We start from the raw sequence: 13,452 nt of genomic DNA, 5'->3' as shown, positions 1-13,452 counted from the left end.
GGCCGCCCCCGCAAAGGGATCGTCTCATTTGAAGGCGGTGTCGACCTTCAGCTGGCCATCGACGACCTTGGCCTTGGCCTCGTCGACCTTCGCCTTGACGGCGGCCGGAACGAGGGCGTCGTTGTAGATGAGGCCGACGCCTTCATTGGCGAGGCCGTAGATCTTAAGTTTGCCGAACTCCGCCTTGCCGGCGCGGATCTGCTCGATCGAATCGTAGATCGAGTTGCCGATCTGCTTGGTCATCGAGGCGATGACGTTCTTCGGATGCAGGCCGTTCTGATCGGAATCGACGCCGATCGCATACTTGTTCGAGTCGGCCGCGCCCTTGAGGATGCCGAGGCCGGCCGGACCCGCGACGTTGTAGACGACGTTGGCGCCGTTCTCGATCGCGGTCTTGGTCAGGTCATAGGCCTTCTGGGCGTCGTTGAAGTTGCCGATGAAGATCACCTGTACCTGGACATCCGGGGCAATCGTCGCCGCGCCCTGCTTGAAGCCGAGGATGAAGTCCTGGATGACGGGCAGGTCCATGCCGGCCACGACGGCGATCTTCGGTTCGCCCGAGGAGAGCGGGAAGTCCGTCTTGTCGGTCGCGGCGATCGCCGCTAGGACGCCGGCGAGATAGGAGCCCTCGTTCTGCGCATATTTGACGGAGAGCACGTTCGGCAGCGCGAGCTCGTCGTCGAAGAAGACGTATTTCTGCTCGGGATGCTGCGGCGCGACGGCGGCCAGATTGTCGTGCATGTTCGGGCCGGTGAAGATCACGCTCCAGTCGCCGGAATTGGAAACGGCTTCGAGATTCTGGCGCCAGAGCTGCGGATCGGTCGGCGAGGCCTGCAAGAGCTTGACCTTGACGCCGTCCTTCGCCGCGCGGTCGAAACCGGTCTTGGCATTGTCGTTGAAGCCCATGTCGCCGAGATTGTCGCTCATGACATAGACGGCGCTGAACTTATCCTCTGCCAGGGCGGCACCGCCCAGCAGCATCACCGAGACGATGCCTGCAGCCAGGCCCGCCATTCCCCTCGATAGCAAAGTCATGATGAGTTCCCTTCTTTTGTCTTCAGCCGCCGGCCTTGAGGCCGGCGGTCTTCGTGGTGAACGCCCGGATGCCGCGCGCTTGCGCGCGGCCGCCCGGCCTCAGGCTCCCTGCTGAAGTCGCGACAGCGCCGCGATCGCGCCGACCAGCGCGTCCTGGGTTGCCGCGACATCGAAGGCGATGACGACGTCGCAATTGTTCGGTCTGTCGGTGCGGCCGGCAAAGTCGACCACGGTCCGCCCGTAGTTGAGCCCGCTGGTCGTCTCGATATCGACGCGCGCCGGAACCGTCGTGACGAGCGCGGGATCGGCGGCGGCGAGGATCGCGCACGGGTCGTGCAGCGGCATCTCCGCCGGGGCGAAGACGCCCGGCCGATGCGTTGTCCGCAGCGAGGCAAGCAACTCGGCTGCGAGCGCCGCGGCCGGCCCGGGCAGCGCGGCGACCCGCGCGACCAGCGGATCGTCGATCGGCACCGTGGCGCTCGCATCGACAGGCACCATGGTGACCGGGATGCCGGAGCCATAGACGATCGCCGCCGCTTCGGGATCGCAGAGGATGTTCCACTCCGCCGCGGCCGTCTTCGTGCCGAGACCCCAAGCCCCACCGAGCGTCACGATGCGGCCGATGCCATCCTTCACCTGAGGATGGCGGCGGAGCGCGAGCGCGAGATTGGTGAAGGGGCCGGTCATCACGATCGTGAGCCCCGGATGGGCCCTCGCGGCGGCGGCGATCTGGTCGACCGAATGCAGCGGGTCGAGCGCGACTCGGTCGAGATCCGGCCGGTCGGAGTCGAGCCCGCTCTCGAAATCGAGGATCCGAGCGATCATGCGTTCCCTGAGTAGCGGCCCCTCGGCGCCCCTCGAGACCGGTACCGTCCTCGGGCGCGCCGCAGCGACGGTGATGGCGGCATTTTCCGCTGTCCGGTCGAACGCGAGATGGCCGGCGCCGGTCGTCACCGCGACGAGATTGACCGCCGGGTGGCCGAGCGCAGCGAGGATGCCGACGGCATCGTCGTTGCCGGGGTCGCAGTCATGCAGGAGATCGATCACGTGCGCCCACCGGATGCGTCGGCGCCCAAGGGCAGGCGACCGGTCCAGGCGCAGAGATTGGACCAGAGCGTGCGGTAGCCGGGCCAGTTCACAAAGTCGGTCGGGCACCAATGCGGGCTGCAATCCGACATGAAGGCGGCCGCGCGGCCGGTGCCGGTCTCGGTCAAAGCGAGAAGCGGGTCACCGGCGACAGTGGCGACGAGCGCGGCATTCGGTGCGAGCGTCACGCGGTTGTAGCCGAGAAGGGCCGGAAGCGGACCCTCGATGCCCGCCATCACCGGATGGCCAGGTTCCACGATCGTGCCGACGACGCCTTCGGGATGCTCGCGGCGGTCGTCGGTCGCCTGAAGGCGTACCGGCAGGCAGGCCTCGACCGCCGTATCCTTCCAGCAGCCCTTCCCCTCGATGCCGGTGAAGGTCAGATAGCCACCGACCATGATCAGCCCGCCGCCGTTGCGCACATATTCGGCAATCGCATCGAGCTTGTTGGCGGACTTCTGCGCGTTCAGCCAAGTGTTGGGGTGCAGCAGCAGCGTGTTGGCGCCGATATCGCTGAGGATGATCGTCGAATAACGGGAGAGAGCCTCCGCCGTATCGGGGAAGCGTGTCGGCGCGACGTGGTTCTCGATCACGTCCACCTCGTAGCCGCTCTCCTCCAGCGCCGCCTTCAACGAGGAATAGCCCTCGCCAAACGTGGTCGTGACGAAGGTGTCGAAGCCTTTGGTGTGCATCGCCGTCGTGACCCAGGTCTCCCCGGCGATGAGAATTCTTCCCTTCATGACGCCCTTCGCTCTTCTGGAGCCGCGCGCTCGTCCGCCTCCGCACGAGTGCGCGGCAGCGCCCCCGGATCGGACAGGACCGTCCCGGCTCTCTGGTGGACTGGACAACTGCGAGAATGCGCAATATGCCGTGCGGAGAGCATTCTACACGAGTAGATTTTGCCTCGCAAGCCGAACGGAGCGATTGTCCGCCGCGATGCCGGAGGCGCGGTGTTGCGGAATCCGGTCGATCCGATCTACCGATCATTCCCCGCCCAGCGAGAGCACGAGCACCGTCATGCCGCTATATCGAGCGTTCGAAACCCAGGAAGAACTCGACTGGGAATACAAGCCCGAGATCCGCATCGAGGACCCCAAGGCCTTCGAGAAGATCATCGCCGGCCGCATCGCCACCGCGAAGGCGGCGCTCGCGGTCCTGGAGCGGACGGCGGACGTCTATTACGGCCCGACGCGGATGGAGAAGCTCGACATTTATCCGGCTGCCGAGCCGAACGCGCCGATCGTGGTCTTCATCCATGGCGGCTACTGGTTCGACGGCCGCCTGAAGAAGGAGAACTATGTCTGGGTCGCCAAAGGCTTCGTTGCGCGCGGCGTGACGACCGTCGTCATCGACTATGACGTCTGCCCGAAGGTCACGATCGACGAGATCGTGCGCCAGTGCCGCGCGGCGGTCGCCTGGGTCTACAAGAACGCCGAGACCTTCGGCGGCGACCGCGAGCGGCTCTATGTGACCGGCAATTCGGCCGGCGGCCATCTGACCGCGATGATGGCGATCACCGACTGGGTGGGCGACTACATGCTCCCCGCCGATGTTATCAAGGGCTGCTGCCCGATCAGCGGCCTCTACGATCTCGAGCCGTTTCCCTACACATGGCTGCAGCCGAAGATTCAGCTGACCGGCCAGCAGATTCGCCGCAACAGCCCGATTCTGAACGTGCCAGAGGGTGGCATTCCGCTCCTGATCAGCTGGGGTGGCAATGAAAGCGCGGAATTCCATCGCCAGTCCGAGGATTTCGGCGCCGCATGGCGTTCGCGCGGAAACAGCGCCATTCTGCATGCGCAGTCCGGTTGCGACCACTTCACGGCGATCGAGGGCTTCGTCGATCCGGACAGCGCCTTCCTCGGCATGGTGATGGATCACATGCGCGCCTGCTGGTGATAGGGCTGCGCTCGACCCGTCCTCCATCCGGAGCGGCGGCAAACCGGCGGAACGAGAACGCGACAGGGAGCGGGGAATGGTCACGCGCGCGGACGTCGCCAGAAGGGCAGGGACGTCGACCGCCGTCGTCAGCTACGTCGTCAATGACGGGCCGAGGCCGGTGGCGGCCGAAACGCGCCAGCGCGTCCTCGATGCCATTGCCGAGCTCGGCTACAGGCCGAACCGCGTTGCGCAGGCGCTGCGCGGCCAGCGCTCGCGCGTGCTTGGCCTCATCGTGCCGGACATCTCCAATCCGTTCTATGCCGAGCTGGCGCGCGTCATCGAGAACTCGGCCGACCTCCTCGGCTATACGCTGGTTCTCGGCAACAGCGAGCAGGATGCGCAGCGCGAGCTGCGCTATGTCCGCACCTTCCTCGACCGTCAGGTCGACGGTCTCTTCCTGATCAGCGGCTCGAGTTCGGAAGAGCTGATGACGCTCTCCTCCGAGGTCGCCATTCCCTTCGTTCTGCTCGACCGGCGTATCAATTACGCGCCCAACGCCTATCTGATCGCGACCGATGGTGTCGCCGGTGCCAAGACGGCGACTCGGCACCTTCTGGACCTCGGCCATCGCCGGATCGCGGCGCTCTGCGGCCCTGCGAAGATGCCGAGCGAGCGCGCCAAGGGCTATATCGAGGCGATGCGCGAGGCGGGGCTGGAGCCGAGGCTCTATCACAGCGCCGATTTCGATCGCGCCTCGACCTATGAGCTGGCCAAGGTCATCCTCGGCGACGAGGATCGCCCCACCGCGCTCTTCGCGACCTTCGATCTCGCCGGCATCAGCGTCATCCGCGCCGCCACCGATTGCGGCATGCAGATCCCGCGCGACATGGCCGTCATCGGCTACGACAATATCCAGGAAGGCCTCTATTCGACGCCGCGCCTCACCACCATGAGCCAGCCGACCGAGGAACTCGGCACGCTGGCGACGCGGCATCTCATCGGTCTCGTCGAGGGCCAGATCACGCGGACCTTCGGCATGCGCCTGCTGACGCCGCAACTCGTGATCCGCGAGAGCTGCGGCATGAAGGAACTCGGGAAACGCGCGTAGCCGTGGGCGGGAGCCGACGCCAGCGGCAAGGACGCGAGTCTCGCGCCCGCCGACCCACGCCGATTTGTCTCGCCAGTTCTCGACACCGCCATTTTCGCTCTCCATCTCCTCCCTGTGCTCCGCGAGGAGCGATGAACGGGAGACGACCTGATGAGCATGAGCAACGAAGACCGCGCCGCGATCGATCGGCTGTTCGGGCGGCTCGCGGAGACCGAGCGGCACGCGCCGCCGCGCGATGCCGAGGCCGAGGCCTTCATCCGTGATCATGTCGGCCGCCAGCCCGGCGCGCCCTATTTCATGGCGCAGACCATCGTTATGCAGGACTACGCGCTGAAGGATGCGGAGAAGCGCATCGCCGATCTGGAGAGCCGGCTCTCGGCGCGCGACCAGCCCGGCAGCCTCTATCCGTCGGGCTTCGGCGCGCAGGGGCAGGCGGCGGCGCAGCCGGCCGCGCAGGGTGGACCCTGGTCGCAGGCGCCCGCCGCGCCGCCGGCGGGCCCATGGTCGCAGAACGCGGCCCCGCAGGGCTCGCGCTTCGGCGGCGGCGGCTTCCTGGCCGGCGCGGCGCAGACGGCGATGGGCGTCGCCGGCGGCGTTCTGCTCGGCAACGCCATCGGTTCCATGTTCGGCGGCGGTTTCGGAGGCTTCGGCGGCGGCGAGCGCGTCGTCGAGGAGAACAATACCGTGAACGAGGACGTGACGGTGAACGACGACAACCAGTCGGTCGCCGACGCCGATACGGGGCCTGCCGATGACGGTGGTGGCGGCTTCTTCGACGACTTCTTCGGCGGCGGCGACGATACGGTCTGACGCCCGGCGGCTCAGCCCCTGCGCGCGAAGGCCTCCGTCAGCAGCGAGAGGAACAGCGCCCTGTCGGCGCCGAACGCCACATGGCAGTTCGGCGCCTTCCTGCGGAATGCTTCCGTGCGCACCTGCGTGTCGATGACGGTGCGGCCGACGGTCAATGTGCCGACGGTCTCGACATCGACATGCAGGAACTCGGTCGTGATCACCTCCGGCCGGATGAGCGAGGCGACGGCGAGCGCATCGTGGATCGGCGCATGGCCGCCCCCCGGCAGCGGCTGCACCGCGTCATAGGCCGCGATGCGATGCTTGACGAAGAGCGATGCCGCATGGCCGGCCGGCGTGCCCAGCGCCTCGAAGGACGCGCTGTCGGCATGGGAGAGCGATGCCTGATAGGTCGCGTCGAGCGGCACCAGCGTCACCTTGCGGAAGCCGGCCTGGAACACCATCGCCGCCGCTTCGGGGTCGGCCCAGATGTTGAATTCCGCTGCGGCGGTGACGTTGCCCCAGCCATGCGAGCCGCCCATGATCACGACTTCCGGCACACGGTCGGCGAAGCCTGGGTCGAGCGCCAGCGCCGCCGCGATGTTGCTGAGCGGCCCGACCGGAACCAGCGCGATCTCGTCGGTCGCGGCGCGATATGTCTCGATCAGGAACTCCACCGCTCCGCTCGACCGCGCCTTCAGCGACGTTTTTGGCAGCGGCAGATGCGGCCCGTGGATGCGGCTGCTCTGGTCGCCCTCCTTGCGCGGCGTCGGGAAGGTCCAGCGCACCAGTGGCCGCGCCATGCCCTGATGGACCGGTATCTCCGGCCGCCCGATATGCTCGAGGACTCGCAGCGTATTGTCGGTGCAGTTCTCGACCGCCGTGTTGCCGTTGACCGTCGTGCAGCCGACGAGCTCCAGCGAGGGATGCAGCGCGGCGAGCATGATCGCGATCGCGTCGTCCGTACCGGTATCGACGTCGAGTATGAGCTTCCTGGCCATGGCGGAGGGAGGGTCCTTGGGGAGGGCGCGCGAAAGCGCTGATGCGGGGCGCACAAAGTCTCGCGAGGCGGTGGGGGAGCGTCAAGCCGCATGCTGCGCCACCCCCTGCCGAATGAGCGGGCATCAGCCGCGCCGATCGCCTTCCATCCGCGCGCGCGTCTCGAGGAAAGCGGCCGTCAGTTCCGCCAGCACCTCCGACCGGATCTCGCGATTGGCGCCGCGGATCGGGTCCTCGACATGGATCTGTCTCAAATCGTCCATGAAGGCCTCCCACATCGGCGGGCCGCCCTTTTCCAGGAGCTCGGCGCGGATGCTGAGGTCCTCGCTCACCGGCAGGTGCCGGCGGCCCCAGGCGCCGAGCGCGGCGAGCACGGGCACGAGTTCGATCGCGACCTCCGTCAGGCTGTAGATCGCCTTCTGGCTGTGGCTCGGGTCGTCCTGCCGGTCGATGAGGCCGAGCGCCACGAGGCGCTTCAGCCGCGCCGCGAGGATGTTGGAGGCGATGCCCTCGTCGGACCGGTTGAGCAGGTCGCGGAAATGGCGGCGGTTGCCGAACATCATGTCGCGGATGATGACCAGGCTCCACCGGTCGCCCAGCACTTCCATGGCGAGATTGATCGGGCATCCCGAGCGGCGCTCGATTTCCATGATCATTCTCCAGCGAAACCGGTTGCAAAATAGGATCGGTTATGGGACAAGACAACCAGTTGCACAATGCAATCGGTTTGCCGGGAGGAATCGATCATGGGCAAGGTTCGCGTCGGCGCCTTTTCAGTGTCGATCGACGGTTATGGTGCGGGCGCCGAGCAGAGCCTCGACGACCCGCTGGGGAAAGGCGGCCGCGATCTGCATCGCTGGTTCTTCGATACGCCCTTCTTCCGGGCCATGATCGGCAAGGAGGGTGGCACCCCCGGCATCGACGCCGACTATGCCGATCGTTCGATGTCCGGCTTCGGCGCCTTTATCCTCGGCCGCAACATGTTCGGGCCGATCCGCGGCGAATGGCCCGACGAGGAATGGAAGGGCTGGTGGGGTCCCAATCCGCCCTATCATGCGCCGACCTTCGTCCTCACCCATCATGCCCGCGCGCCGATCGTGATGGAGGGCGGCACGACCTTCCATTTCGTGACGGGCGGCATCCATGAGGCGCTCCGGCGCGCGCAGCAGGCGGCTGGCGATCTGGATGTGAAGATCGGCGGCGGCGTCAGCACCGTCCGCCAGTATCTCGAAGCCGGCCTGATCGACGAGCTGCATTTCGCCGTCTCGCCGGTCCTGCTCGGTCGCGGCGAGGCGATGTTCGCCGGTATCGACCTGCCCGGCCTCGGATACCGCGTCGTCAAGCACGACACGACCCCGCTCGCGATGCATGTCGTGCTGGCGCGATAGCAGGGCCGGCTCAGCGATAGACGAGAACCGGAATGCCGGAATGGGTCAGCACCTTCTGCGTTTGGCTGCCGAGGAGAACCGCATCGAGGCCCCGCCGGCCGTGCGAGGCCATGGCGATCAGGTCCGCGCCGCGGTCCATCGCGGTCTCGATGATGGCGCGATAGGGCTCCTCGGCGACGACCCGAACGGTCTCGCACCGCACGCCGGCGGCCAGGGCCTTGCCGGCGGCATTGGCGAGGATGTCGTCGGCCCAATGGACGGCGTGCGCCTCATAGCTCTTCTGCGTCTCGCCGAGCTGGTCGGGATTGAGCGAAAATGTATGGAACGGCTCCACGACGGAGAGAGCCGTGATCCGCGCGTCCGTCTCTCTCGCCAGCGCGATCGCATTGTCGAGGGCGATCGTCGCCAGCGGCGAGCCGTCGGTGGGCACCAGGATATGCTTGAACATCGGGTTCCTCCCGTGATTGCACGAAAGGAGCATGCACCCCGATCCTTGGGCGGCCGTTGACCCGCATCAAGCTCCGGTCGATTGCGGCGGTCAGAGCTTCCGCTGCTCGACGCCGGTGAAGCGCAGCGCGCGGCCGTCTTCGGCCGCGAGCGCGTGCATCTCGGCCTCGAGCTGGTCGCGATCGTCGACGCCGCGCAGCAGCCGCCCCGCAAGAGGGTCGAAGCGGCCGGCGGCGATGTCGGCGATCAGCGCTGCGGCACGGGTCGGCGGAACATTGATGCCCTCGTCGAAGAGCTGCTGGATGCCGGGAAGCCAGGCCTGGCCCTCCGGGGAATTGAGCTGCAACTCGGTCATCGAGGTCCGGACGAGGCCCGGATCGACCGCGAAGGCGCGGACGCCGCCGTCGATGGTCGTATCGTTGAGGCACTCTGTGAAGCGCATGATCGCCGCCTTGCTCGAAGCATAGCCCGAGCCGTGCGGGAAGCTGTTGCCCGTGCCGCCGCCGACCAGATTGACGATCCGGCCGCGACCGCGCTTCAGCATGTCCGGCGCCACCACGCGGCAGGTGTGGAACGTACCCCGCAGATTGATCTCGACGTCCGACCACCATGTCTCGGGATCGCAGTCCCAGATCGGGCCGAAGGCGCGGAACGAGCCGTGATTGTTGACCAGCGTGTCGATCGGGCCGAGTTCGACGGCGACACGCGCCAGAACGCCCTCCACGGCAACGCGATCGACGAGATCGACGGGAAGGGGCAGGGCGGTGCCGCCCTCGGCCGCGATGAGCGCTGCCGTCTCCTCGATCTCGCGGGCGGTGCGGGCGAGAAGCCCGACCTTGGCGCCGGCGGCGGCCTGATGCCGCGCGATCTCGCGGCCGATGCCGCGGCCAGCGCCTGTGACGACCGCGACGGTGCTTTCGAGCGATGCCATGGATGATCCTCGTTGGGGCGCCCGGGGATGGCGCTAAATCGATTCAATCATCCACGGACCAAGCGGCCGGTGCAAGAGGTGATCATCGGGCAAACGCGCGTGTCGGGCGGCATCGATGGAACCCGCCCGAAGCCGCCAGTCGGCGGAAAGCTGGTCGCGAGGCTCAGGGGATCGACAGGATGTCGCCTTGGCCGGAAGATCGCCGCCGTCGAGACCACTCGATCCTGAAGGGGGAAACCATGCTGCCGATCACCAGCGCCGTCACGGTCTACTGCGCACTGCTGCTCCTGGGCCTCAGCTTCTATGTGAGCCTCGGTCGTATGAAGACCGGCGTCACCGTCGGCTTCGGTCATGACGAGGACCTTCTGCGCCGGATCCGCGCGCAGGGAAACTTCACCGAATATGTGCCGCTGGTGCTGATCCTGATCGGGATCTCCGAATATCGAGGCGCATGGGCAACAGGGCTCTGGATCGTGGCCCTGCTGCTCGCGGGAGGCCGCGCGCTTCACGCCGCCGGCATGCTTGGCGGCTTCCTGCCGCTGCGCGGGGCCGGCATGCTTGCGACTTACGCGGCGCTTCTCGGGGGAGCAGGCCTCGTCGCCTTCGGCTGAGCATCAGCCATGCGCCACCATCACATGGCGCACGACAGTGTAGTCCTCCAGCGCATAGGCCGAGAGGTCCTTGCCGTAGCCGGAATGCTTAAGGCCGCCATGCGGCATCTCGCTGACCAGCATGAAATGCGTGTTCACCCAGGTGCAGCCATAGCGCAGCTCGGCGGCGACCTTCATGGCGCGGCCGACATCCTTCGTCCAGACGGATGAGGCGAGGCCGTAGTCGCTGTCATTCGCCCAGGCGATCGCCTCTTCGGTGTCGGTGAAGCGCGTCACCGAGACGACCGGGCCGAACACCTCGCGGCGCACGATTTCGTCGCTCTGCAGCGCGCCCGCGATCACGGTCGGCTCGTAATAGAAGCCGCCGCCGCCGACCGTGTTGCCGCCGGTCGCAATCTCGATGTGCTTCTCGGCCTTGGCCCGGTCGACGAAGCCCGCGACACGGTCTCGCTGGCGCGCCGAGATCAACGGCCCGAGCTCGTTCTTCGTGTCGTCGGCATCGTTGAAGACGAGCGAGGACGCCGCCGAGGCGAGGTCGGCCACGAGACGGTCGTGGATCTTCGGCGCGGCATAGATGCGGCAGGCGGCGGTGCAGTCCTGCCCGGCATTGTAGTAGCCGAAGGCGCGCAGGCCGTTCACGACGGCGTCGATATCGGCGTCGTCGAAGACGATGACGGGCGCCTTGCCGCCGAGCTCGAGATGCGTCCGCTTCACGGTTCCGGCGGCGGCCTGGATGACCTTCTGGCCTGTCGTGATCGCGCCGGTGACCGAGACCATGTCGATGCCCGGATGGTTGATGAGCGCATCGCCGACACTGGCGCCGCGGCCGAAGACGATGTTCACGACGCCCTCGGGCAGGATCGCCGCCAGCGTCTCGGCGAAACGCAGCGCGGTCAGCGGCGTTTGCTCGGAAGGCTTGAAGACGACCGTGTTGCCGCCGGCGAGCGCCGGCGCCAGCTTCCAGGCCATCATCATCATCGGATAGTTCCAGGGCGCGATCGAGCCGACGACGCCGACCGGGTCGCGCCGGATCATCGAGGTATGCCCCGGCAGATACTCGCCCGCCACCTGGCCGGAGAGGGTCCGCGCCGCGCCGGCGAAGAAGCGGTAGCAATCGGCGATCGCCGGAATCTCGTCGTTCAGCATCGCATTGATCGGCTTGCCGCAATTCTCCGCCTCGAGCGTCGCGAAGGCGAGCGCGTCATGCTCGATCGCGTCGGCGATCTTGAGGAGATAGGTCGCACGCTGTGCCGGCGTCGTGCGCGACCAGGACGGGAAGGCGGCGCGCGCCGCGGCGACGGCGGCGTCGACCTGTTCGGTTGTCGCCTCGGGAATGGTGACGATCGTGCCGCCCGTGCGTGGGTTGAGGATCGCTTCCTCCGCGCCCTTGCCGTCCTCGAAGCGTGATCCGATCAGCATGCTGGTCTGCATGATTGTCTCCGATGCTATTTGCCGGCGCCGGCGACATGTTCGCCGTCACGCGTGAGATAGAAGGCCGCGAGGATGGGCAGGAAGGTCGCCGCCACCACGAAGAGCGCGACGACATTGGTGACCGGGCGCTGGCGCGGCCGGATCAATTCTTCCAGCATCCAGAGCGGCAGCGTCTGCTGCTGCCCCGCCGTGAAGGTGGTGACGATCACTTCGTCGAAGGAGAGCGCGAAGGCGAGCATGCCGCCGGCCAGAAGGGCCGTCGCGATGTTCGGCAGGATCACGTGGCGGAAGGTCTGGAAGCCGTCGGCGCCGAGATCCATCGACGCCTCGACGAGCGATTGCGAGGTCCGGCGAAAGCGTGCGACGGCGTTGTTGTAGACGACGACGATGCAGAAGGTCGCGTGACCGAGCACGATCGTCCAGAACGAGAACGGGATCTCGAAGGTCGCGAAGGCCGAGCGCAGCGCGATGCCGGTGATGATGCCCGGAAGCGCGATCGGCAGGATGACCAGCAGCGAAATGGTTTCGCGGCCGAAGAAGCGGCTGCGGCTCACGGCTGCGGCGCAGAGCGTGCCGAGGACCATGGCGATCACGGTCGCGACCGCCGCGACCTGCAGCGAGAGGACGATCGCCGCGGTCACGTCGGGCCTGTTCCAGGCGACGGCGAACCATTTCAGCGTCAGCCCCGGCGGCGGCCAGACGAAACTCCGTTCCTCGGTGGTGAAGGCGTAGACGAAGATGATTAGCAGCGGCCCGAGCAGATAGACGAGCCCGCCCGCCGCGGCGAGGCGCAGGAAGAGCGGGGCGCGGCCGTCCTCAGAGCGCATCGAACGCTCCGAGCCGTTTTGCGATGGTGAGATAGATGCCCATGATCACCACCGGCACGACGGTGAAGGCGGCGGCGAGCGGGATGTTGCCTGCCGTGCCCTGCTGCGCATAGACCGCCTGGCCGATAAAGAGGCGCGAGGTGCCGACGATCTGCGGGATGATGTAGTCGCCGAGCGTCAGCGAGAAGGTGAAGATCGAGCCCGCGACGATGCCGGGGAAGGCGAGGGGCAGGATCACATGCCGGAACGTCGCCGAAGGGCGCCCGCCGAGGTCGGAACTGGCGTCGACGAGATTGGCCGGCACCCGCTCCAGCGCCGCCTGCGTCGGCAGGATCATGTAGGGCAGCCAGACATAGACGAAGACGAGGAAGGTGCCGATGGAACTCACCGACAGCGAGTTGCCGCCGACGCCGGGGATGGCGAGCACGAGATCGAGCAGCGGCGTCAGGTGCAGCGTCTCGAAAAGCCAGTTGAGGATGCCTTCCTTCGCGAGGATCAGCTTCCACGCATAGACCTTGACCAGATAGCTCGACCAGAGAGGCAGCATGACGGCGAGGTAGAACAGGGCTTTCCAGTGTCCCCGCGCATAGCGCGCCGCCATATAGGCGATCGGGAACGCGATGATCGCGTCCGCCACAGTGACCAGCGCCGCCATGACCACCGTGCGGCGTATGATGTCGAAATTGGCCGGTGTCAGCAGCTGCGCATAGGTCGAGAGCGTGAATTCCGGCACCACGAGGCCGGAAAAGTCGTCGAGCGAATAGAAGCTCTGCATCAACAGCGTCAGCAGCGAGCCGACATAGACGATGCCGAGCCACAGAACCGGCGGTGTCAGCATCACGAGCACGGGCAGGCCCGGCCGCCGCCAGAACACGTCGCCGAGCCGGCTGCCGCCCGAAGAGCGCATGGGCTCCGCAGA

The 13,452-nt window shown here is 66.8% G+C and carries 15 protein-coding genes; 5 read left to right on the top strand and 10 right to left on the bottom strand.

Features of this window, described 5'->3' with window-relative positions:
• Positions 1 to 24: 24 nt before the first annotated feature.
• The 3 genes from QO015_RS03935 to QO015_RS03925 all read right to left on the bottom strand — a co-directional run bounded on the left by QO015_RS03935 (position 25) and on the right by QO015_RS03925 (position 2,861).
• Positions 25 to 1,035: a BMP family lipoprotein gene (locus QO015_RS03935; RefSeq protein WP_307288586.1), complete on the bottom strand. Its 1,011-nt coding sequence runs from the start codon at positions 1,033 to 1,035 to the stop codon at positions 25 to 27.
• 99 nt (positions 1,036 to 1,134) lie between these two features.
• Complete coding sequence (locus tag QO015_RS03930; protein ID WP_266281317.1) at positions 1,135 to 2,082, bottom strand: nucleoside hydrolase; 948 nt, start codon at positions 2,080 to 2,082, stop codon at positions 1,135 to 1,137.
• Complete coding sequence (locus tag QO015_RS03925) at positions 2,079 to 2,861, bottom strand: glutamine amidotransferase (RefSeq protein WP_266281319.1); 783 nt, start codon at positions 2,859 to 2,861, stop codon at positions 2,079 to 2,081. The genes QO015_RS03930 and QO015_RS03925 overlap by 4 nt, the downstream gene beginning before the upstream one ends.
• A gap of 277 nt (positions 2,862 to 3,138) precedes the next feature.
• On the opposite strand from QO015_RS03925, the gene QO015_RS03920 reads away from it, so the two are divergent.
• The 3 genes from QO015_RS03920 (at position 3,139) to QO015_RS03910 (ending at position 5,920) form a co-directional block, all read left to right on the top strand.
• Complete coding sequence (locus tag QO015_RS03920) at positions 3,139 to 4,020, top strand: alpha/beta hydrolase (RefSeq protein WP_266281321.1); 882 nt, start codon at positions 3,139 to 3,141, stop codon at positions 4,018 to 4,020.
• A 76-nt stretch (positions 4,021 to 4,096) separates the two neighbouring features.
• Positions 4,097 to 5,110 carry a LacI family DNA-binding transcriptional regulator gene (locus QO015_RS03915; protein WP_266281323.1) on the top strand — a complete coding sequence of 338 codons (1,014 nt, stop codon included), beginning with the start codon at positions 4,097 to 4,099 and terminating at the stop codon, positions 5,108 to 5,110.
• 150 nt (positions 5,111 to 5,260) lie between these two features.
• Positions 5,261 to 5,920 (top strand): DUF2076 domain-containing protein, encoded by a 660-nt coding sequence (locus QO015_RS03910; protein WP_266281325.1) that lies wholly within the window; start codon positions 5,261 to 5,263, stop codon positions 5,918 to 5,920.
• Between the two features lie 11 nt (positions 5,921 to 5,931).
• On the opposite strand, the gene QO015_RS03905 is transcribed toward QO015_RS03910, so the two are convergent.
• Together QO015_RS03905 and QO015_RS03900 are read right to left on the bottom strand one after the other, a co-directional pair.
• The gene (locus QO015_RS03905) at positions 5,932 to 6,900 is read right to left on the bottom strand and encodes a nucleoside hydrolase (protein ID WP_266281327.1); all 969 of its coding nucleotides are present in this window, start codon (positions 6,898 to 6,900) and stop codon (positions 5,932 to 5,934) included.
• Between the two features lie 123 nt (positions 6,901 to 7,023).
• On the bottom strand, positions 7,024 to 7,548 hold the full coding sequence (locus tag QO015_RS03900) for a winged helix-turn-helix transcriptional regulator (RefSeq protein ID WP_266281329.1): 525 nt from the start codon (positions 7,546 to 7,548) through the stop codon (positions 7,024 to 7,026).
• 96 nt (positions 7,549 to 7,644) lie between these two features.
• On the opposite strand from QO015_RS03900, the gene QO015_RS03895 reads away from it, so the two are divergent.
• Positions 7,645 to 8,286: a dihydrofolate reductase family protein gene (locus QO015_RS03895; protein WP_266281331.1), complete on the top strand. Its 642-nt coding sequence runs from the start codon at positions 7,645 to 7,647 to the stop codon at positions 8,284 to 8,286.
• Positions 8,287 to 8,296: 10 nt separating this feature from the next.
• Here the strand turns inward: QO015_RS03895 and QO015_RS03890 are convergent, their stop codons facing one another.
• Positions 8,297 to 8,734, bottom strand: a complete 438-nt coding sequence (locus tag QO015_RS03890; RefSeq protein WP_266281333.1) for a universal stress protein — start codon at positions 8,732 to 8,734, stop codon at positions 8,297 to 8,299.
• 90 nt (positions 8,735 to 8,824) lie between these two features.
• Positions 8,825 to 9,664, bottom strand: coding sequence for an SDR family NAD(P)-dependent oxidoreductase (locus QO015_RS03885; RefSeq protein ID WP_266281335.1), 840 nt, complete (start codon positions 9,662 to 9,664; stop codon positions 8,825 to 8,827).
• A gap of 239 nt (positions 9,665 to 9,903) precedes the next feature.
• Between QO015_RS03885 and QO015_RS03880 the strand changes: the two genes are divergently transcribed.
• Positions 9,904 to 10,275, top strand: coding sequence for an MAPEG family protein (locus tag QO015_RS03880; RefSeq protein ID WP_266281337.1), 372 nt, complete (start codon positions 9,904 to 9,906; stop codon positions 10,273 to 10,275).
• 3 nt (positions 10,276 to 10,278) lie between these two features.
• On the opposite strand, the gene QO015_RS03875 is transcribed toward QO015_RS03880, so the two are convergent.
• From QO015_RS03875 to QO015_RS03865, 3 genes are read right to left on the bottom strand one after another with little or no spacing between them, the layout of a single operon-like run.
• Complete coding sequence (locus tag QO015_RS03875; protein WP_266281339.1) at positions 10,279 to 11,706, bottom strand: gamma-aminobutyraldehyde dehydrogenase; 1,428 nt, start codon at positions 11,704 to 11,706, stop codon at positions 10,279 to 10,281.
• A gap of 14 nt (positions 11,707 to 11,720) precedes the next feature.
• Entirely contained in the window at positions 11,721 to 12,533 is an 813-nt protein-coding gene (locus QO015_RS03870) for an ABC transporter permease (protein ID WP_266281341.1), read from the bottom strand.
• Positions 12,523 to 13,440 carry an ABC transporter permease gene (locus QO015_RS03865; protein ID WP_266282474.1) on the bottom strand — a complete coding sequence of 306 codons (918 nt, stop codon included), beginning with the start codon at positions 13,438 to 13,440 and terminating at the stop codon, positions 12,523 to 12,525. The genes QO015_RS03870 and QO015_RS03865 overlap by 11 nt, the downstream gene beginning before the upstream one ends.
• Between the last annotated feature and the right edge of the window lie 12 nt (positions 13,441 to 13,452).

This window comes from Kaistia geumhonensis, assembly GCF_030815145.1.
GTDB lineage: Bacteria > Pseudomonadota > Alphaproteobacteria > Rhizobiales > Kaistiaceae > Kaistia > Kaistia geumhonensis.
This window is presented reverse-complemented; position numbering and strand designations above follow the sequence as displayed.

Coding starts and splice junctions, on each gene's coding strand:
- QO015_RS03880 (WP_266281337.1), top strand. CDS start 9,904: ATGCTGCCGATCACCAGCGCCGTCACGGTCTACTGCGCACTGCTGCTC.
- QO015_RS03890 (WP_266281333.1), bottom strand. CDS start 8,734: ATGTTCAAGCATATCCTGGTGCCCACCGACGGCTCGCCGCTGGCGACG.
- QO015_RS03935 (WP_307288586.1), bottom strand. CDS start 1,035: ATGACTTTGCTATCGAGGGGAATGGCGGGCCTGGCTGCAGGCATCGTC.
- QO015_RS03900 (WP_266281329.1), bottom strand. CDS start 7,548: ATGGAAATCGAGCGCCGCTCGGGATGCCCGATCAATCTCGCCATGGAA.
- QO015_RS03885 (WP_266281335.1), bottom strand. CDS start 9,664: ATGGCATCGCTCGAAAGCACCGTCGCGGTCGTCACAGGCGCTGGCCGC.
- QO015_RS03925 (WP_266281319.1), bottom strand. CDS start 2,861: ATGAAGGGAAGAATTCTCATCGCCGGGGAGACCTGGGTCACGACGGCG.
- QO015_RS03875 (WP_266281339.1), bottom strand. CDS start 11,706: ATGCAGACCAGCATGCTGATCGGATCACGCTTCGAGGACGGCAAGGGC.
- QO015_RS03905 (WP_266281327.1), bottom strand. CDS start 6,900: ATGGCCAGGAAGCTCATACTCGACGTCGATACCGGTACGGACGACGCG.
- QO015_RS03915 (WP_266281323.1), top strand. CDS start 4,097: ATGGTCACGCGCGCGGACGTCGCCAGAAGGGCAGGGACGTCGACCGCC.
- QO015_RS03910 (WP_266281325.1), top strand. CDS start 5,261: ATGAGCATGAGCAACGAAGACCGCGCCGCGATCGATCGGCTGTTCGGG.
- QO015_RS03920 (WP_266281321.1), top strand. CDS start 3,139: ATGCCGCTATATCGAGCGTTCGAAACCCAGGAAGAACTCGACTGGGAA.
- QO015_RS03895 (WP_266281331.1), top strand. CDS start 7,645: ATGGGCAAGGTTCGCGTCGGCGCCTTTTCAGTGTCGATCGACGGTTAT.
- QO015_RS03865 (WP_266282474.1), bottom strand. CDS start 13,440: ATGCGCTCTTCGGGCGGCAGCCGGCTCGGCGACGTGTTCTGGCGGCGG.
- QO015_RS03870 (WP_266281341.1), bottom strand. CDS start 12,533: ATGCGCTCTGAGGACGGCCGCGCCCCGCTCTTCCTGCGCCTCGCCGCG.